This is a genomic window from Bradyrhizobium daqingense (genome assembly GCF_021044685.1).
Taxonomy (GTDB): domain Bacteria; phylum Pseudomonadota; class Alphaproteobacteria; order Rhizobiales; family Xanthobacteraceae; genus Bradyrhizobium; species Bradyrhizobium daqingense.
Genome location: NZ_CP088014.1, coordinates 5,012,850 through 5,030,372, shown reverse-complemented (window position 1 = coordinate 5,030,372; position 17,523 = coordinate 5,012,850). Strand labels below are relative to the sequence as shown.

General features: G+C 64.5%; 15 protein-coding genes. 4 read left to right on the top strand and 11 right to left on the bottom strand.

Annotated features, from left to right (window positions below; translation table 11 throughout):
- Positions 1 to 178 precede the first annotated feature (178 nt).
- Genes LPJ38_RS23725 through LPJ38_RS23715 form a run of 3 tightly spaced genes read right to left on the bottom strand, consistent with a single transcriptional unit; the run spans position 179 to position 3,279 of the window.
- Positions 179 to 1,171, bottom strand: coding sequence for a Bug family tripartite tricarboxylate transporter substrate binding protein (locus LPJ38_RS23725; RefSeq protein ID WP_145630952.1), 993 nt, complete (start codon positions 1,169 to 1,171; stop codon positions 179 to 181).
- A 50-nt stretch (positions 1,172 to 1,221) separates the two neighbouring features.
- Positions 1,222 to 2,475, bottom strand: a complete 1,254-nt coding sequence (locus LPJ38_RS23720; RefSeq protein WP_145630954.1) for a CaiB/BaiF CoA transferase family protein — start codon at positions 2,473 to 2,475, stop codon at positions 1,222 to 1,224.
- A gap of 9 nt (positions 2,476 to 2,484) precedes the next feature.
- On the bottom strand, positions 2,485 to 3,279 hold the full coding sequence (locus LPJ38_RS23715) for an enoyl-CoA hydratase/isomerase family protein (RefSeq protein ID WP_145630961.1): 795 nt from the start codon (positions 3,277 to 3,279) through the stop codon (positions 2,485 to 2,487).
- A 116-nt stretch (positions 3,280 to 3,395) separates the two neighbouring features.
- On the opposite strand from LPJ38_RS23715, the gene LPJ38_RS23710 reads away from it, so the two are divergent.
- Both LPJ38_RS23710 and LPJ38_RS23705 read left to right on the top strand, forming a co-directional pair.
- Entirely contained in the window at positions 3,396 to 4,061 is a 666-nt protein-coding gene (locus LPJ38_RS23710) for a GntR family transcriptional regulator (protein WP_145630968.1), read from the top strand.
- 156 nt (positions 4,062 to 4,217) lie between these two features.
- Entirely contained in the window at positions 4,218 to 5,189 is a 972-nt protein-coding gene (locus LPJ38_RS23705; protein WP_145630975.1) for an MBL fold metallo-hydrolase, read from the top strand.
- Positions 5,190 to 5,241: 52 nt separating this feature from the next.
- On the opposite strand, the gene LPJ38_RS23700 is transcribed toward LPJ38_RS23705, so the two are convergent.
- Together LPJ38_RS23700 and LPJ38_RS23695 are read right to left on the bottom strand one after the other, a co-directional pair.
- Positions 5,242 to 8,388, bottom strand: coding sequence for an efflux RND transporter permease subunit (locus LPJ38_RS23700; RefSeq protein ID WP_145630983.1), 3,147 nt, complete (start codon positions 8,386 to 8,388; stop codon positions 5,242 to 5,244).
- A gap of 5 nt (positions 8,389 to 8,393) precedes the next feature.
- Positions 8,394 to 9,596 (bottom strand): efflux RND transporter periplasmic adaptor subunit, encoded by a 1,203-nt coding sequence (locus tag LPJ38_RS23695; protein WP_145630989.1) that lies wholly within the window; start codon positions 9,594 to 9,596, stop codon positions 8,394 to 8,396.
- A 173-nt stretch (positions 9,597 to 9,769) separates the two neighbouring features.
- Between LPJ38_RS23695 and LPJ38_RS23690 the strand changes: the two genes are divergently transcribed.
- Entirely contained in the window at positions 9,770 to 10,426 is a 657-nt protein-coding gene (locus tag LPJ38_RS23690) for a TetR/AcrR family transcriptional regulator (RefSeq protein ID WP_231088384.1), read from the top strand.
- A 7-nt stretch (positions 10,427 to 10,433) separates the two neighbouring features.
- Here the strand turns inward: LPJ38_RS23690 and LPJ38_RS23685 are convergent, their stop codons facing one another.
- Positions 10,434 to 10,850, bottom strand: a complete 417-nt coding sequence (locus LPJ38_RS23685) for an ASCH domain-containing protein (RefSeq protein WP_145630996.1) — start codon at positions 10,848 to 10,850, stop codon at positions 10,434 to 10,436.
- 26 nt (positions 10,851 to 10,876) lie between these two features.
- Positions 10,877 to 11,605 carry a haloacid dehalogenase type II gene (locus tag LPJ38_RS23680; protein ID WP_145631003.1) on the bottom strand — a complete coding sequence of 243 codons (729 nt, stop codon included), beginning with the start codon at positions 11,603 to 11,605 and terminating at the stop codon, positions 10,877 to 10,879.
- A gap of 150 nt (positions 11,606 to 11,755) precedes the next feature.
- On the opposite strand from LPJ38_RS23680, the gene LPJ38_RS23675 reads away from it, so the two are divergent.
- Entirely contained in the window at positions 11,756 to 12,952 is a 1,197-nt protein-coding gene (locus LPJ38_RS23675) for a hypothetical protein (protein ID WP_145631011.1), read from the top strand.
- 71 nt (positions 12,953 to 13,023) lie between these two features.
- Here the strand turns inward: LPJ38_RS23675 and glpX are convergent, their stop codons facing one another.
- The 4 genes from glpX to LPJ38_RS23655 form a co-directional block, all read right to left on the bottom strand.
- On the bottom strand, positions 13,024 to 14,025 hold the full coding sequence (gene glpX / locus LPJ38_RS23670; RefSeq protein ID WP_145631018.1) for a class II fructose-bisphosphatase: 1,002 nt from the start codon (positions 14,023 to 14,025) through the stop codon (positions 13,024 to 13,026).
- Between the two features lie 147 nt (positions 14,026 to 14,172).
- A complete protein-coding gene (locus LPJ38_RS23665; RefSeq protein ID WP_145631025.1) occupies positions 14,173 to 15,489 on the bottom strand; it encodes a homoserine dehydrogenase in 1,317 nt (438 codons plus the stop codon).
- Positions 15,490 to 15,518: 29 nt separating this feature from the next.
- Positions 15,519 to 16,739, bottom strand: a complete 1,221-nt coding sequence (locus tag LPJ38_RS23660; RefSeq protein ID WP_145631032.1) for an LL-diaminopimelate aminotransferase — start codon at positions 16,737 to 16,739, stop codon at positions 15,519 to 15,521.
- Positions 16,740 to 16,997: 258 nt separating this feature from the next.
- The gene (locus LPJ38_RS23655; protein ID WP_145631055.1) at positions 16,998 to 17,273 is read right to left on the bottom strand and encodes a hypothetical protein; all 276 of its coding nucleotides are present in this window, start codon (positions 17,271 to 17,273) and stop codon (positions 16,998 to 17,000) included.
- Positions 17,274 to 17,523: the final 250 nt, after the last annotated feature.

The following is a 17,523-nucleotide window of genomic DNA, read 5'->3' as shown; positions in this document are numbered from 1 at the left end:
GGAAGGCTCCAGCGAAACAGTCCTCGTCCTGAGGAGCGCGCTTTGGCGCGCGTCTCGAAGGACGGTTCCAGGCGACATCGCATCCGCGGCCATCCTTCGAGACGCCCGCCTCCGGCGGGCTCCTCAGGATGAGGACCAGGGCTGCAGTCGGCTGCGCGATCGAAGGCCATTCTCGGCCTCACTTGACAAGCCAGCCCTGCTCACCCGCGACCTGCCTGATGTGCTCGAGGTCCTCCTTGATGAACTTGTCGAGCTCGGCGCCGGTCAGGAAGGTGTCGACCTGGGAGGTCCTCTCGATGTAGTCCTTCCACTCGGGCGTGGCCTGCACCTTCTTCATCAGGTCGACATAAAACGCGGCTTGATCCGGCGTGACCTTGCCGGGCAGCCACACGGTACGCGGCTGCTCATATTGCTTGATGTCGAGGCCCTGCTCGACGCAGGTCGGAACGTCGCTCCAGCCTTCGCTTGCGGTGACCTTCGGGCCTTGCGGCAGACGCTTCGGACTGAAGACACAGAGCGGGCGCTGCGTGCCGCCGCGCCATTGCCCGAGGCTCTCGCTGGGATTGTTGACGTGGGAATCGAGGTGTCCGCCTGCAAGCTGGACGGCAGTCTCCGCGCCGCTCTTGAACGGGATATAGGTCAGCTTGATCTTGCCGGCCTTCTCGATCATGCGCGTCAGGACCTCATCGGTGTCCTTCGACTGCGCGCCGCCCATCTTGAACTCGCCTGCGGCGGCAGCTTTCAGATAGTCGCCCGCCGTCTTGTAGGGCGCGTCCTGCTTGACCCACAGCAAAAACTCGTCCTGCGCCATCGCCGCGATCGGAGTGAGATCGGTGTAGTTGAAGGCGACCTTGGAGACGAGCGGCTGCTGCCAGGCGTTCGAAGTGCCGAAGATCACCTTGTAGGGATCGCCGGCGGAAGCCTTGCCATAAACGTAACCTTCCGCGCCGCTGCCGCCGCCCTTGTTGACGACGACGATGGGCTGCTCGGTCAGCTTGTGCTTGGTGATGATGTTCTGCACCGCGCGGGCGAGGTTGTCGGTGCCGCCGCCGGGCCCCGCCGTGGCCACGAACTCGATCGGCTTTTGCGGCTGCCAGGCGCAAAGCGCCGGAACCGTGCCGGCGAGCACGGTTGCGGCTGCGGAAAGCAGAAGTGTTGACGTCCGACCCATGATTTCCTCCAGCTGATTTTGTCTTTTATCGTTGTCGTGTCGAAATCCATTCAGGCGACGCGTTCCTCGCCCCTGCCTGATGCCCGCACGATCGCGCCTTCTTTCTCGAGCGCTTCAATTCGCGATGGCTCGAACCCGTGCTCGGCCAGCACCTCGTCGGTGTGCTCACCATAAACCGGAGCGCCCGATCGCACTTTGCCCGGGGTCTCCGAAAACTTGATGGGAAGGCCGATCGTCTTGACGGGACCGAGCGTGGAGTGCTCGACCTCGACCACCATCTCGCGCGCCAGCGTCTGGGGATCGCCGAGGGCCTCCAGCATGTCGTGCACGGGTCCGCACGGCACGCCCTTCTCATCCAATGCCGCGAGCCAGTGCGCGCGGGATTTGGTGCGGAAGCGTTCGCTCAGGATCACTTCGAGCTCCTTCAAATTCGCCATGCGATCGGCCCCCGTGACGAACCGCGGATCGGCGGCGAGCTCGCTGGCGCCGAGCGCTTCCAGCATCAACAGCCAGTGCTTCTTGTTGGCGCCACCGACGACGAGCCAGCCGTCCGAAGCCTCGAAGGCCTGGTACGGCGCGTTGAGGGGATGCGCCGACCCCATCGCGCGGGGCGCGGTGCCGGCCGCGAGCGCGATGGTCGACTGCCAATAGGTCTGCACCAGTGCGGCCTCATAGAGCGAGGTCTCGACCCACTGCCCTTCGCCGGTCTTGAGGCGATGGGTATAGGCGGCGAGGATGCCCATGCTGGCGAGCAGGCCGGCGGTGATGTCGGACAGCGGGGGACCGCATTTGACGGGCGGACCGTCGGGACGTTCGCCGGTGAAGCTCATGATACCGCTCATGGCCTGCGCGACCAGATCGAAGCCACGGCGATGCTTGTAGGGGCCGGTGCGACCAAAGCCGGACAGCGAGCAGTAGATCAGCGCCGGGAATTCGGCGTGCAGCGCCTCGTAGCCGAAACCAAGACGTTCCATCGCGCCGGGCGCAAAGTTCTCGACCAGCACGTCAGCGCTCGCGATCAGGCGCCGCAGCACCTCTTTGCCGCCGTCGGTCTTCAGATCGAGCACGATGCCGCGCTTGTTGCGGTTCATCATCAGGAAGGAGGCCGCTTCATCGCCGATCTTCGGCGGCACCGAATGGCGGGTGTCGTCGCCGTTCGGCCATTTCTCGATCTTGATGACGTCGGCGCCCATGTCGGCGAGCATCAGAGTGCAGGTCGGCCCGGCCATGACATGGGTGAGATCGATGACCTTGAGGCCGGCGAGCGGTCCGGAACGGCGGGAGGTGGATTGCGAACTTTGCATCGGCCCGTCCTATTGGCCGCGCCATTGCGGCGCGCGCTTGTTGAGGAAAGCATCGAGCCCTTCGCGAAAATCCTGGCTCGTGTAGCACATCAGGATGAGGTCTTCGCCCTCGTCGCCCGTGAGCCGTCGTTGCAGGCGGGCAACCGCCTGCTTGGTCGCATTCAGAGTCAGCGGCGCGTGGCCCGCGAGCAGCCGGGCGACCTCGTCGGCCCGCTTGTCCAGCGCGGCGATGTCCTCGACGACCTCGCCGAGCAGCCCGACGCTCGCCGCTTCCGTGGCATCGACGAGACGCGCGGTGAAGATCAGATCCTTCACACGCGCAGCGCCAATGAGCGCCGTGAGACGGCCGACATTGGACATCGACAGGCAATTGCCGAGCGTCCTGGCGATGGGAAAGCCAATCTTCGCAGTGCGCGTGCCGATGCGGAGATCGCAGGCCGCGGCGATGCCGGCCCCGCCTCCGGTGCAGAACCCGTTGATCGCCGCGATCGTCGGCACCCGGCACTGCTCCAGCGTGGTCAGCACCCGATCGATGCGGTTCTCGTAGTCGATCGCGTCCTGTGGCGTCCTAAATTCGCGGAACTGGTTGATGTCGGTGCCCGAGGCGAACGCCTTGTCGCCTGCCCCGCGCAGCACCAGCACCTTGATCGACTGGTCGCGGTTAGCCGCCTCGCAGATCGCGGCAAGCCGTTCGTACATGGCGAAGGTGAAGGCGTTGCGCGCCTGCGGGCGGTTGAAGGTGATCCGTCCGATGCCATCAGTGCATTCAAAAACGAGGTCTTCTGCCTCGACTTGAAGGTCCATTTCCTCGCGCCTTTCTGTTTTTTACATTTTTGAATGCAAATTGTCGGATTTTCAAGCTGGAACTTGCAATTTTTCCGTCCAGAGCGCATTTTTGAATGCAAATTGAGTTCAGACCCATGCTTCATGAAGAAGTCGTCGGGCGCATCCGCGCCATCCTGCTCGACGGCGAGATCCCGCCGGGCGCGCGAATTCCCGAGCGCGAGCTGTGCGAACGGCTCGAGATCTCGCGCACGCCGCTGCGCGAGGCGCTGAAGGTGCTGGCTGCCGAAGGCCTCGTGCAGCTGCTGCCGCACCGTGGCTCGCGCGCGGCGAAGCTGACCGACAAGGACATGCGTGACCTGTTCGAGGTCTGCCAGGGCTTGGAGGCCCTGGCCGGCGAGCTCGCCTGCGAGCGCATCACCGATGCCGAGATCGATGCGATCGCCGCCGCGCATGGGGAGATGGTGCAGCATTATCACGACGGCGATCTGATTCAGTACTATCGCGGCAACCGCGCCATTCACGAAGCCATCGTCAACGCCGCCGGAAACCCTGTGCTCGCAGCGTTGTACACATCCGTCACTGCGCGCATCCGGCGCGCGCGTTATGTCACGCCGATGACGACGCAGCGCTGGGCGCTCGCCGTCAGGGAGCACGAAGCAATCCTCAATGCGCTCCAGCGCCGCGACGGCGCCGGCCTCTCCCACATCCTGCGCGCACATCTGCGCCATAAGCGCGAAGAGGTCTTGCAGGCAGGCTTTGCCGAGACGGAAGGCAATGACCTCACGCTGAGAATTGCGTAAAGCGCAATTCCGCGGTCGCACATCTGCGAACCAATTCTACTTGCTAGCTAGTCGTAACCAGCGCAGCATGGAATCTGCCGACCTCCGGCCACATGGCCGACGGCCGGCCGCGATGCGCGAACCAGCGCAAGATAAAAGACAAAAGCGAGGAAACGCATGACAATCGATGTCTCTCGTCGGTCCCTGCTCGCACTCGGGGCGGGCCTTGGTGCCAGCGCCATGCTCGGCAGCAGCGCAATGGCTCGGGCTCCCAAGCTCGGCACGCAGACGCCCTATTGGCACCGCTTCATTCTCGGCGATGCCGAGGTAACCGTCGTCTCCGACGGACCGCTGCCGCTTGGCGATCCCTCCGGAACGTTCACCGGCGTTCCCAAGGAAGAGGTCAAGAAAATGCTGGCGGACAATTTCCTGTCGCCGGACAACGTCGTGCTCGAACAGAATTCTCCGATCGTGAACACCGGCGACAAGCTCATCCTGTTCGATACCGGCATGGGCAGCTCGAAGATGTTCGGCGCCAGCACCGGGCGGCAACAGAAGAGCATGACGGAGGCCGGCATCAAGCCGGAGCAGATCGACGCCGTGGTCTGCTCGCATGCCCATATCGACCATATCGGCGGCATCGTGGACGAAGGCGGCAAGCCGCTGTTTCCGAACGCACAGGTCTACATCTCCCAGACCGATTTCGACTTCTGGACCGACGAAGGCAAGCTCGGCAGCGCCGCGAAGGACTTCGTCGTGCACGCCCGCAAGAACCTGCTGCCGGTCCGCGACCGCATCGTGTTCTTCAAGGACGGCCAGGAGTTCCTGCCGGGCGTGCAGGCGATCGCCGCGCCCGGCCACACCGTCGGTCACACCATCTTCACGGTCTCGTCGGCGGGCAAATCCTTCGCCTTCCTCGGCGACCTCTCGCACCATTCGGTGCTGCTGCTGGAGCGGCCACGGATGGAGTTCTCCTACGACACCGATCCGAAGCAGGCGGCCGAGTCGCGCGTCAAGCTCCTGACCATGCTCGCGGCGAACAAGACCCCAGTGATGTCCTATCACTTCGCCTGGCCGGGCTACGGCCACATCGCCAAGACGGGCGAAGGCTTCCGCTACTATCCTGAACCGATGCAGATGACGTTGTAGTTTCGAAACCAGGTCCGGGCGCCACGCGCTGCCCGGACCTGGTTGATGGCCGTCATTCCGCAGGCTCCGCAACCGCGAATGGCTTCGAGCCGGCCGCGTCGGGACGGACGCCGGGGAAGATCCGCCGGACCAGCACGAACAGCGCGGGGACGAATAAGACGCCGAGGACGGTCGCCGCGATCATGCCGCCGGCAACGCCGATGCCGACGGCATTCTGGCTGGCAGAGCCCGCGCCGGTCGCGACCGCCAGCGGCAGCACGCCGAGAATGAAGGCAAGCGACGTCATCAGGATCGGACGCAGGCGCTGCCGCGCCGCGTGCAGCGTGGCCTCGACGAGGCTGCGGCCCGATGCGATCTGCTCCAGCGCGAACTCGACGATCAGGATCGCGTTCTTGGCGGAGAGGCCGATCGTGGTGAGCAGGCCGACCTGGAAATAGACGTCGTTGGCCTGGCCGAACAGCGTCGCAGCGAGCAGCGCACCGAGCACGCCGATCGGCACCGTCAGCATCACCGCGAACGGAACCGACCAGCTCTCGTAGAGCGCCGCGAGGCTGAGGAAGACGATCAGCAGCGAGATCGAATAGAGGTACAGCGTCTGGCTGCCGGTGAGCCGCTCCTGGAACGACAATCCGGTCCATTCGTGGCCGTAACCCTTCGGCAGCCTCGCCATCTGCTCCTCCACCGCCTGCATGGCGACGCCCGAGCTGATGCCCGGCGCCGCCTGGCCCTGAAGCTCGACGGCGGCAACGCCGTTGTAGCGCTCCAGACGCGGCGAGCCGAAGCTCCAGCGATTGGTGGCGAGCGCCGAGAACGGCACCATCGAGCCCGTGGTGTTGCGGACGTACCAGCGGCCGATGTCGCTGGTGTCCATCCGGAACGGCGCATCGCTCTGCACATAGACCTGCTTGACGCGGCCGCGGTCGATGAAGTCGTTGACATAGGCGCCGCCCCAGGCCGCCGACAGCGTGGTGTTGAGATCGCTGAGGTTGACGCCGAGCGCCGTGGCCTTGGCCTGGTCGACGTCGAGATTGAATTGCGGCGTATCGTCCTGGCCGTTCGGTCGCGCCTGCGCCACGCGCCTGTCGGCTGCGAGCTGGCCGAGCAGCTGGTTGCGCGCCTTGATCAGCGCCTCGTGACCGTTGCCGCCGGTGTCCTGGAGATAAAGATCGAAGCCGCCGGCATTGCCGAATCCGGGAATCGACGGAGGCAGCACCGGGAACACCATGGCGTCGCGGATCTTCGTGAACGCACCCATGGCGCGGCCGGCCACGGCCTGCGCGGACGTTCCCCCATGCTTGCGCTCGTCGAACGGTTTCAGGCTGACGAAGGCGAGGCCGACGTTCTGCCCCTGCCCTGCGAAGCTGAAGCCGTTGACTGCGAACACGCCTTCAACCGCGTCCTTCTCGTTGTCCAGGTACTGATGCTCGACCTGCTTGATGACGTCGAGCGTGCGCGCCGAGGTGGCGCCGACTGGAAGCTGGATCAGGGTCATGATCGTGCCCTGGTCCTCCTCGGGCAGGAACGAGCTCGGCAGCCGCTGGAACAGGACGACCATGCCGGCGACGATCGCCACGAAGGCGATCATCATTCCCCCGACGCGCCTGATCGCGCCGCCGGCGGTGCGCTGATAACCATCGGCCATGCGGTCGAAGCCGCGGTTGAACAGGCCGAAGAAGCCGCGCCGCGCGCCGTAGTGTTGCGGCGGCTTCAGGATCGTGACGCACAGCGCCGGCGTCAGCACCAGCGCCACCAGCACGGACAGCAGCATCGCCGTGACGATGGTCAGGGCGAACTGGCGGTAGATGATGCCGACCGAGCCGTTGAAGAACGCCATGGGGATGAACACGGCCGAGAGCACGACGCCGATCCCGACCAGCGCGCCGGTGATCTCGCGCATGGACTTCTCGGTCGCCTCGCGTGGGGACAGCTTCTCCTCGGCCATCACGCGCTCGACGTTCTCGACCACTACGATGGCGTCGTCGACCAACAGGCCGATCGCCAGCACCATCGCGAACATCGTCAGCGTGTTGATGGAATAGCCCGCCAGCGAGAGCACGCCGAACGTGCCGAGCAGCACCACGGGCACGGCGATGGTCGGAATGATGGTGGCGCGCCAGCTCTGCAGGAACACGAACATCACCACGAAGACGAGCACGATCGCCTCGAACAGCGTGTGCACCACCTTCTCGATCGATAGCTTGACGAAGGGCGTGGTGTCGTAGGGGTAGACGACGCGAAGCCCCTCCGGCATGCTGGCACCGAGCTGGGCAACGCGCGCCTTCACCGCATCCGAGGTCGCGACCGCGTTGGCGCCGGTTGCGAGGCTGATGCCCATGCCGGCGGCAGGCTTGCCGTTGTAGCGCGCCGCCGAATCGTAGGACTTCGAGCCGAGTTCGACGCGTGCGACGTCGCCGATGCGGACCACCTGGCCGGACGACGCCGTGCGCAGGATGATGTCCTTGAACTGCTCGGCGGTCTGGAGACGGCTCTGGGAGGTGATGGTGGCATTGAGCTGCTGACCGCGGATCGACGCAAGACCGCCGAGCTGACCGGCCGTGACCTGCGTGTTCTGGGTCTGGACCGCCGCGATCACGTCGCCGGGCATCAGATTGTACTTGGCGAGCTTGTCGGGATCGAGCCAGATGCGCATGGCGAATTCGGCGCCGAACAACGTGACCTGGCCGACGCCGGCGACGCGGCTGATGGGATCGTTGATCGAGGACGCCACGTAATCGGCGATGTCGCTGGCGGCGAGCCGGCCATCCTCGGAGACGAAGCCGAGCACCATCAGGAAGCTCGCCGAAGACTTCACCACCTTGATGCCCTGCTGCTGCACGACCTGCGGCAGCAAGGGGGTTGCGAGCTGGAGCTTGTTCTGCACCTGCACCTGGGCAATGTCGGCATCGGCCTCGTTGGTGAAGGTCAGCGAGATCTGCACCTGGCCGGTCGAGGTGCTCGACGACGACATGTACTGGAGATAGTCGAGACCGGTCATGTTCTGCTCGATGACCTTGGTCACCGAGTTTTCCGCGGTCTCGGCGTTGGCGCCGGGATAGGTCGCGGTGATCGTGACCACGGTCGGCGCGATCTGCGGATATTGCGCGATCGGCAGGCGCATGATCGCCAACACGCCGCCCAGCATGATCAGGGTGGCGATGACCCAGGCGAAGATCGGCCGCTTGATGAAGAAATGCGACATGACGCCTACTGCTCCGTGGTGGCGGCCGCGGGCCGCGCATCGGCCTGACGCGTCGGGTTCGTCGTGAGGCCGGTTGCCGGATCGACCGCGACTTCGACGGTCTTGACGGCCGCGCCGGGACGCGCCTTCTGCGTGCCATCGACGACGAGGCGATCGCCGGCCTTGGCGCCCGATCGCACCAGCCAGTTGCCGTCGATGTCCTCGCCCAGATCCAGCGTCCGCTGCTCCGCCTTGCCGTCCTTGTCGACGAACATCGCCACCGCCTGCCCCAGCGGATTGCGCGAGACCGCGCGCTGCGGCACCAGGATCGCGTTGGGATCGACGCCGGCGACGACGCGTGCACGCACATACATCCCGGGCAGCAGCGCGCGCTCGGGATTGGCGAAGACCGCGCGCGAGGAGACCGAGCCGGTGCTCTCGTTGACGCTGGCATCGGTGAAACCGTACTTGCCCTTGTGGCCGTAGGCCTTGCCGCTTTCCATCAGCAGTTCGACCTGCACGCCCTCGGCCGGGCGTTTGAGCTTTCCGCTCGCGATCTGATTGCGCAGGCGCTCCATCTCGGAGGTCGACTGGTCGAGATCGACATAAACAGGATCGAGCTGCTGGATCGTCGTCATCGCGGTGGCCTGGCTCGCCGTGACGAGCGCGCCGGGCGTGATGGTCGACTTGCCGATCCGGCCCGAGATCGATGCGGTGACCTTGGTGCGATCCAGCGAGATCGCAGCCGTGTCGCGGTTGGCCTGGGCCGCCTTCAAATCGGCCTCGCCCTGCTTGTAGGCGGCGACCGCATCGTCGACGTCCTGCTGGCTAGCGGCGTTGGTCTGGAGCAGCTGGGTCTTGCGCGCGGCCTTCAGGCGCACGCTGACCAGCGTCGCCTCGGACCGCTGCACCGCGGCCTCTGCGCTTGCCAGCGCCGCGTTGTATTGCACCGGATCGATCTCATAGAGCAGATCGCCTTCCTTGACCTCGGCACCTTCCACGAAGTCGCGCTTGAGCAGGATGCCGGTGACCTGCGGCCGCACCTCCGAGGTCTGGTAGGCGACGACCCGGCCCGGCAGGATCGTCGAAACCTTCGTCTCCTGCGGCTTCAGGGTCACGACGCCGACCTCCGGCACCATCTGTGGCGGTCCGGCCTGCTGGCTCTGGTCCCCGCAAGCTGCAAGCAGCAGGGCAATCAACGGAACGGCCGGGGCGAACGGAGGACGCATGATGACGATCCATGGGTGAATGGCGGGCCCTCGAAAGGGGGCGCGCGGAAACATTTGGAAACTCTTCGGTTTCCATCCGGAAACTTGGTGGTTTCCTTCTCCGAAGTCAAGTGCTAGGCTGCGGGCGAAAATGCGTTCAAGCAGTCGTGAAGCAGCTCCAGGCGGAAGTTCCCATGGCGAAAGAATCCGGCAGTCAAAGGCGCATCGCCCCGCCTTCCGAGCGCTCCAGGCCTGCCATCGAGCTTCCCGCCCCGGACGCGCGCATGACGCAATTGCTGGCGGCGGCGAAGGACACCTTCACCAGCAAAGGCTTCGCCGCGACGACCATGGACGACATCGCCGGCGCCGCCGGCATGTCGAAGAAGACGCTCTACAAATTGTTCGAGAGCAAGACCGATCTGTTCCGTGCCATGCTGCTGGGCAGCCTGCCCAAAGACCAGTTCACGGACACGCCTTCGGACGGATCACCGGTGACCCGGCTTCGCAACATGCTTCGGGAGGCTGCAGACGTGGCGCTGTCGCCGGGTGAGATCGCGCTGCAACGGTTGATCATCGGTGAACGCCAGGCCTCGCCGGCGCTGGGGCGCATGTTTGCCGAGGTCATCATGGAGAGCGGCACCGAGCATATCGTCGGCTTGCTCGAGAAGGTTCGCCTGGAGCCGCGTTTCGAAGGCGTGCCGCTCCGCCTCGTCGCCGAAATGCTGTTCGGCATGGTGTTCGGCCACGATCATTTCAGGCTGCTGACCGATACCGGCTTCAAGCTCAATCGCCGCGCATTGGACCGGCGGATCGACTTTGCGATTAAGACGTTCTGCCTGCCGGACAATTGAGCTGAACCTATGACCCCTCACCAGGTCCATCGCTGAAAACCTCGATCAGGCGAAAACGCTCGCACATCAGCATCATGTCCTCGCTATATCGCCCAAGCCTGCCGAAATAGGATTGATGGGCGCATCGCCAATGGGCCAGGCTGCGGTCGCCTTCTCCCTCGTCATACGCGAAGGCGGCGTCGACCTCATTGAAGCGCCGATACGTCACCCCTGTGGTTTCGATGACGCAGCGCGGCTCTGCCCCCCCGTCGAGCACGACCCAGCGTTCACCGGGCGTGGAGATGTTCGGCTCGTCTTCGGTGCTGCACGTCGCGGTCTTGATGCCCCTGATGACGAGCTCAACCAGTTCGTCCGCAAGCGCAGGGCTGTCGCCGAACGCGAAGCTTCGCAGATGTCGATAGCGCTCGGGCACCGGCTTGCTCATCGCTTCCATCCCTCGCGAAGTGCGGCCTAGCAGCCGAGCTTGTCGGCGATACCACCAAAATCCTTCGCGACGATGTCCCAATTGCCGGTCGCTTCGAAATCGATCTTCTGAAGCGGCCCGTACTCGGTCGGTCGCGCCACGAACGCGGTCTTGAGCCCGTTCTTCTGCGCGGCGGCAAGATCGCCATTGTGAGCCGCGACCATCATCACCTCTTGCGGCCTCAGGCAGAGCAGGCGCGCGGCGCCGAGATAGGTCTCCGGATCGGGCTTGTAGTGCTCGAACAGCTCGGCCGACATGATCAGGTCCCACGGCAGGCCGGCGAACTTGGCCATGTTGGTGAGCAGCGCGACGTTGCCGTTCGAGAGCGGCGAGATCACGAATTTCGATTTCAGCCGCGTGAGGCCGGCGACGCTGTCGGGCCAGGGATGCAGGCGGTGCCAGCCCTTGGTGAGATAATCGAGATCGGCCTCGGTGAGGCCCTTGATCGCGAATTGATCGACCAGCTTTTCCAGCGAGCGGCGATGCAGGTCGTCGAGCATGACATAGCCGCGCTCGGGATGTTCGCGCACGTCGTCCATCGAGGCCATGTACATCCCGCGCCAGCCGTCGACGAGCGCGGTCCAATCAGCGGTGATGCCGCGCTGCTTGCTCCACCACATGAAGTCGGTGATGAGACTCGTGCGCCAGTCCACGACCGTGCCGAACACGTCGAAAACCAGGGCTTTCAAGGCGGAGAGATCGGATGTTGGTGTCATGTTTCGCTCCGCGGATTTTCCTGCGCCCGGTTGGCTCCGGTTGAGATCGAGGGCTTTAAAGCATGATCCTTTCCATGCAACAATATCTCTAGTTCGTCCGCGACGAGCAATGTCACCGCCTCAACCAGTCAGGGTGCGCACGCATCTGCCATGACAACCATTCCTGTCGCATACATTTTGCTCGAGGATGCCCGCCTCCCGGACGAAGACGCGTTGATCCGGGCATTGCGCGCTCGTCATCGCGACTTGCGTTGGAGCCGCAGCACCCTCGCGCGAAGCGACAGCGCTGACAGCGCGATGTTCATCCACGCAGGCGATCAGCTCATGACGATCCTGCTGATGTCGGCGCCGATACCTTTCGATCAGCAACTGTGGGAACGGGCCTCTTGGCTGTGGCCGGAGGCGTTTCGCGCCGCCGGCCGCCATCGTGCGCACCTGATCGTCGCGCCGATGGGCTCTGCCGAAAGCAAAACTGAACGGAAGCCGCTGGGATTTGTCGAGAATGCGCAACTTGCCACGGCCATTGTGGGTGCTGTGGTCGCGGCAATGCCCGGCGTCGTCGCTGTGGTCTGGCAGGGAAACGTTGCCCGCTCGCCCGAGATGTGGATAGATCAGTCGCGCAGCGCGTTCGCCTCATATCCAGATCAACCGTTCGCCTTGTGGATGGAGATCGTTCCCTACCTTTCGGGCAAGACCATAGGGGCGCTCACGATCGGGTTGTCTGCGTTTGCGGGGCGAGAGATCGAGTTCGAAGTGGATGGGCTCGATCAACGGACCGCCACCGGCCGGGTTGCCCAGCTTTCATCCTACTTTATCGCCCGCGGCCTGGACGACGGACCCAAGAGCGGCGCGGTGTTCGAGGCCGACTCCGAAATTGATCACCGCGTCGCGGTGCTTCACCGCAACTCCCGTTTCAAGATCGGGCCGGTCATCTCGTTCTCATCGCTTGATGATCGATCCGGGAGAACCAAGACCTTTCCAATCATTCCCGTAGCCATCGCCCGGGATCATCCGTTGCTGGTCATGCTGAGCAAGGTCGGGCTTTTCGATCCGGGCCAAGCCGAAAACCAAATCAGGCTCAGGCCCGATCACTATCAATCGGAGGTCCGACTCGAGAGCTTTGATAAAGGCCTCTCGCGGGCCTTGTCCGGCATGATCGCAACCGACGACTATGCCGAGGCCGAGACGAACGCGCGCCGTGCACTCACGAATGGAGATATCCCACCCGCGGAGGCCATTCTCCAGCCTTGGGCCGATGAAGTCCGCCAGCTTCAGCTGGCCATCAGGCTCGGCCTGACGTTGTGCGACATGTCCATGTTCTTGCCTGCACCGCTCCACAGCCCATAACAGACGGACGATGCATCAAGTCCGCGGCGCGCGACCGACCGAAGCAGTCGATCGCGCGGATGATCACGACCTCAGTCCAGATGGAACTTGGCCAGCTCGCGGTGCTCCGCCTTGATGTAGCGCACCGTACCGGTCACCGAACGCATCACGACCGTCTCGGTCTCGATCACGCCGTCCTTGCGGAACTTGACGCCCGACAGCAGCGAGCCGGTGGTGACGCCGGTAGCGGCAAACAGGCAGTCGCCGCGCGCCATGTCCTCGATCCCGTAGATCATCTTGGGGTCGTTGACGCCCATCTTGGCGGCACGCTCGACCTTCTCGGCTGAATCGAGGATGAGGCGGCACTGCATCTGGCCGCCGATGCATCGCAGCGCCACGGCGGCGAGCACGCCTTCGGGTGCACCGCCGGTGCCGAGATACATGTCGACGCCGGTGTTGTCGGGGTCGGCGCAGTGGATGACGCCCGCGACGTCGCCGTCGGTGATCAGGCGCACGGCGGCGCCGGTCGAGCGCACGCTCTCGATGATGCTGGCGTGGCGCGGACGGTCGAGCACCAGCACAGTGATGCCCTCCGGCTTGACGCCCTTGGCCTTGGCGAGGCGGCGGACATTATCGGCCGGCGAGGCATCGAGATCGACCACGCCCTTGTCGTAGCCGGGGCCGATCGCGAGCTTTTGCATGTAGACGTCAGGCGCGTGCAGCAGCGTGCCGCCGTCGGCCATCGCCATCGTGGCGATCGAGCCCGGCATGTTCTTGGCGCACAGCGTGGTGCCCTCGAGCGGGTCGACCGCGATGTCGACCTCGGGGCCGGCCTTGAGGCCGACCTGCTCGCCGATATAGAGCATCGGTGCTTCGTCGCGCTCGCCCTCGCCGATCACGATGGTGCCCTGGATCGGCAGCTTGTTGAGCTCGCGCCGCATGGCGTCCACGGCGGCCTGGTCAGCGGCCTTCTCGTTGCCGTGACCGCGCAGCCGCGCCGACGACACCGCCGCCCGCTCCGTCACCCGCACGATCTCCAGCGTCAGAATGCGCTCGAGCAAGGCGTGCGGGGGGACTTCAATATGGGTCGACATCGGGGCTTACTCCTTCGAAACGTTTGGGACGGAAATCTCCGTCCGCATCAACTCACAACGCCCATGGTTCGTTCGAACGAACGACCGCCTTATGGCTTGAGCATGACCTTTCCGGAAAACCGCTCAACACTTTTCCGCGGTCATGCTCTAGTTCTTCTCGATCCGGATCACCTGCGGCCGTCCGCTGATCACCTTGTCCTTCTGCACGGCCGCGAGCGCACGGCGCACGGCGTCTTCGTGAGTGGCGTAGGTGATCAGGATGACGGGCACCGGGACCGCCTTACCATTGTCAGGCGCAGCACCGCCATTGGGATGACGCTGTACGATCGACTCGATAGAAATCTTCTGCTCGGCGAGCCGCGTTGCGATCGCGGCTGCCGTGCCGGGGAAGTCGCGCGCGAGCAGGCGAATATAGTATCCGCCCTCATGCCGCTCCATCGGCGCCTTCTGGGTGTCGCGCAGTTGCGAGATCGGCCGGCCGAACGGATTGGCACGGATGCCGCGCGCGACGTCTGCGATATCAGCGACCACCGCGGATGCGGTCGCCGCTCCTCCCGCACCGGGGCCGACCAGCGTGATCGGCGGAATCCCCTCGCCGTCGATCGTGACCGCATTGGTGACACCCATCACCTGCGCGATCGAGGAGGATTTCGGCACCATGGTCGGGTGCACGCGCTGCTCGATGCCCTTGGCGGTGCGAACCGCAACGCCGAGCAACTTGAGCCTGTAACCGAGATCGTCGGCGGCGCGCAGATCTTCCGGGGCGATGGATGAGATGCCTTCCACATACACCGCGCTTTGAGCAACTTTCGTGCCGAAAGCGAGGCTGGCGAGAATGGCGAGTTTCTGCGCGGTGTCGTGGCCGTCGACGTCGAAGGACGGATTGGCCTCGGCATAGCCGAGCCGCTGCGCATCCTTCAGGCATTCGGCGAAGGACAGCCCCTCCTGCTCCATCCGGGTCAGAATGTAATTGCAGGTGCCGTTGAGGATGCCGTAAACGCGATTGATGCCGGTTCCGGCAAGACCCTCGCGCAACGTCTTGATGACGGGGATCGCGGCCCCGACAGCTGCCTCGAAATTCAGCGCGCCGCCGTTCTTCTCAGCTGCCTTGGCGAGCTTGAGGCCGTGCTTGGCGAGCAGCGCCTTGTTGGCGGTGACGACCGACTTGCCGGCGCCCAGCGCGGCCTCCACCGCCGACAGCGCGGGATCACCGGCGCCGCCCATCAGCTCGACGAAGCAATCGACCTCTGGATGGGTGGCAAGCGAGATGGGATCCTTCGCCCAGTCGACGCCGCGTAGGTCGACGCCGCGCTTCTTCGCCTTCGAGCGTGCCGTGACGGCGACGACGCGGATGCCCCGGCCGCTGCGGCCCGCGAGCACGCGCGCCTGCGTTTCGATCAAACGGACGACTTCGGCACCCACGGTGCCGAGCCCCGCTATGCCCACTTTCAGGGGTGCGACCATGATGCTTTTCGAAAACCCGTCGAAGAGAATTAGCGCCGATTGGCGAGCGGAACGACGTTGTGCAACGTTTCGATGCCGCTTTCAAGGAAGCGGCGCACGCCGCGCGCGGCCTGCCTGATCCGTTGCTCGTTTTCCACCATGGCGATCCGGACATATCCTTCACCATGCTCGCCAAAGCCGACGCCCGGCGAGACCGCGACGCCGGACTTCTCCACCATCAGGGTCGCAAACTGCATGCTGCCGACGCTGCGGAAGGCCTCCGGCAGCGGCACCCAGGCGAACATCGAGGCTTCCGGCGGCGGGATCTCCCAGCCGGCACGACCGAACGATTCCACCAGCGCGTCGCGGCGCTTGCGGTAGGTGTCGCGCATCTCCTTGATGCAATCATCCGGGCCGTTCAGCGCCGCGGTCGCGGCGACCTGGACCGGAGTGAAGGCACCGTAGTCGAGATAGGATTTGACGCGGGCGAGGGCCGCGATCACACGCTCATTGCCGACCGCGAAGCCCATGCGCCAGCCCGCCATCGAATAGGTCTTCGACATCGAGGTGAACTCGACGGCGACGTCCATCGCGCCCGGCACCTGGAGCACCGAGGGCGGCGGGTTGCTCTCGTCGAAATAGACCTCGGCATAGGCGAGATCGGACAGGATCAGGATCTCGTGCTTCTTCGCGAACGCGACCAGGTCCTTGTAGAAGTCGAGGCTCGCGACATAGGCGGTCGGGTTCGAGGGATAGCAGACGACGAGCGCCAGCGGCTTGGGGATCGAATGAACAATCGCCCGCTCCGCCGCCTCGAAGAATTGCGGCGTCGGCTCGGAGGGCACGGAGCGGATCACGCCGCCCGCCATCAGGAAGCCAAAGGCGTGAATCGGATAGCTCGGGTTCGGACAGAGAATGACATCGCCCGGCGCAGTGATGGCCTGCGCCACATTGGCAAAGCCCTCCTTGGAGCCGAGCGTCGCCACGACCTCGGTGTCGGGGTTCAGCTTCACACCGAAGCGACGGGCATAATAGGCGGCCTGGGCCCTGCGCAGCCCCGGGATGCCCCGGGAGGCCGAGTAGCGATCGGTGCGCGGCTTGCCGAGTGTCTCCTTCAGCTTGTCGAGCACATGCGGCGGGGCCGGCAGGTCCGGATTGCCCATGCCGAGGTCGATGATGTCGGCGCCGGCATTCCGCGCGGCCGCCTTGGCCCGGTTGACCTGTTCGAACACGTAAGGCGGCAGGCGGCGGATGCGGTAAAAATCTTCCATGGCTCTCTGGGCTCCGGGCAACCGGTCAGGACAGAATCGACAGGCCACGACGGCCGTCGGTAAAGGCACCCGTCCCGTCGTGAAAATTACTCAAAATCAAATGCTTAGAGCAACATTCAACGGCAAGGACTGAAGTCGTTCGCCCTGACGCTCGGCTGAACTGAGGTCTTTTAGCACGGCAAGACGGGGGCGCCAGCGATTACCTTGCACCGTCACACGTACTCGCGCTCTCTCGACCTACGCTCACTCGCCTTACGCTCATTTGGCGTCCTTGGCGGCGACGGCCTGGCGATCGCGCGCAGCGGCGAGCTCGGCCTCGATCTTGGCCCGCTGGTCCGGCGGGATAACCGCCTGATCGCGATCCGGCGGCAGATCATGCACGGGCAGGTAGCTGCCCGGCTCCCTGGGATGCGCCTGCGCATCCGCAGGCATCATGTCTGCAAGCTGGCTCGAGCAGCCGCCCAGAACAAGCGCCGTGATCAACAGCGCGCCGCGGATCGGCAGCGCCTTTTGCAGGTCCCATAACGCCAACACTTGGGAAATCCCCTACTCGTCCCAAAGCACGGCCCCGGGCAACCTTACCCAAGACCGCGCTCGAGCTCAAACCATTGCTGCCCAAATGGCGTGAGCGACAAAATAGCCCGGCACCACCAAGCCGAGCGGTGCGGCCCGATTGTGACGGAACCAGGAATTTTTGTCGCACTGCAACACATCTTCGAGAGTGTTTAACGCCAAACATGCGAGCTTCGCGGTGACGAATACGGAATGAATCGTTACTGTTCTG

Excerpts from the sequence above, each read along its gene's own strand:
- glpX (WP_145631018.1), bottom strand. The coding sequence starts at position 14,025 with ATGTCGACCCATATTGAAGTCCCCCCGCACGCCTTGCTCGAGCGCATT.
- LPJ38_RS23725 (WP_145630952.1), bottom strand. The coding sequence starts at position 1,171 with ATGGGTCGGACGTCAACACTTCTGCTTTCCGCAGCCGCAACCGTGCTC.
- LPJ38_RS23680 (WP_145631003.1), bottom strand. The coding sequence starts at position 11,605 with ATGACACCAACATCCGATCTCTCCGCCTTGAAAGCCCTGGTTTTCGAC.
- LPJ38_RS23700 (WP_145630983.1), bottom strand. The coding sequence starts at position 8,388 with ATGTCGCATTTCTTCATCAAGCGGCCGATCTTCGCCTGGGTCATCGCC.
- LPJ38_RS23675 (WP_145631011.1), top strand. The coding sequence starts at position 11,756 with ATGACAACCATTCCTGTCGCATACATTTTGCTCGAGGATGCCCGCCTC.
- LPJ38_RS23695 (WP_145630989.1), bottom strand. The coding sequence starts at position 9,596 with ATGCGTCCTCCGTTCGCCCCGGCCGTTCCGTTGATTGCCCTGCTGCTT.
- LPJ38_RS23665 (WP_145631025.1), bottom strand. The coding sequence starts at position 15,489 with ATGGTCGCACCCCTGAAAGTGGGCATAGCGGGGCTCGGCACCGTGGGT.
- LPJ38_RS23710 (WP_145630968.1), top strand. The coding sequence starts at position 3,396 with ATGCTTCATGAAGAAGTCGTCGGGCGCATCCGCGCCATCCTGCTCGAC.
- LPJ38_RS23660 (WP_145631032.1), bottom strand. The coding sequence starts at position 16,739 with ATGGAAGATTTTTACCGCATCCGCCGCCTGCCGCCTTACGTGTTCGAA.
- LPJ38_RS23715 (WP_145630961.1), bottom strand. The coding sequence starts at position 3,279 with ATGGACCTTCAAGTCGAGGCAGAAGACCTCGTTTTTGAATGCACTGAT.
- LPJ38_RS23685 (WP_145630996.1), bottom strand. The coding sequence starts at position 10,850 with ATGAGCAAGCCGGTGCCCGAGCGCTATCGACATCTGCGAAGCTTCGCG.
- LPJ38_RS23705 (WP_145630975.1), top strand. The coding sequence starts at position 4,218 with ATGACAATCGATGTCTCTCGTCGGTCCCTGCTCGCACTCGGGGCGGGC.
- LPJ38_RS23690 (WP_231088384.1), top strand. The coding sequence starts at position 9,770 with ATGGCGAAAGAATCCGGCAGTCAAAGGCGCATCGCCCCGCCTTCCGAG.
- LPJ38_RS23720 (WP_145630954.1), bottom strand. The coding sequence starts at position 2,475 with ATGCAAAGTTCGCAATCCACCTCCCGCCGTTCCGGACCGCTCGCCGGC.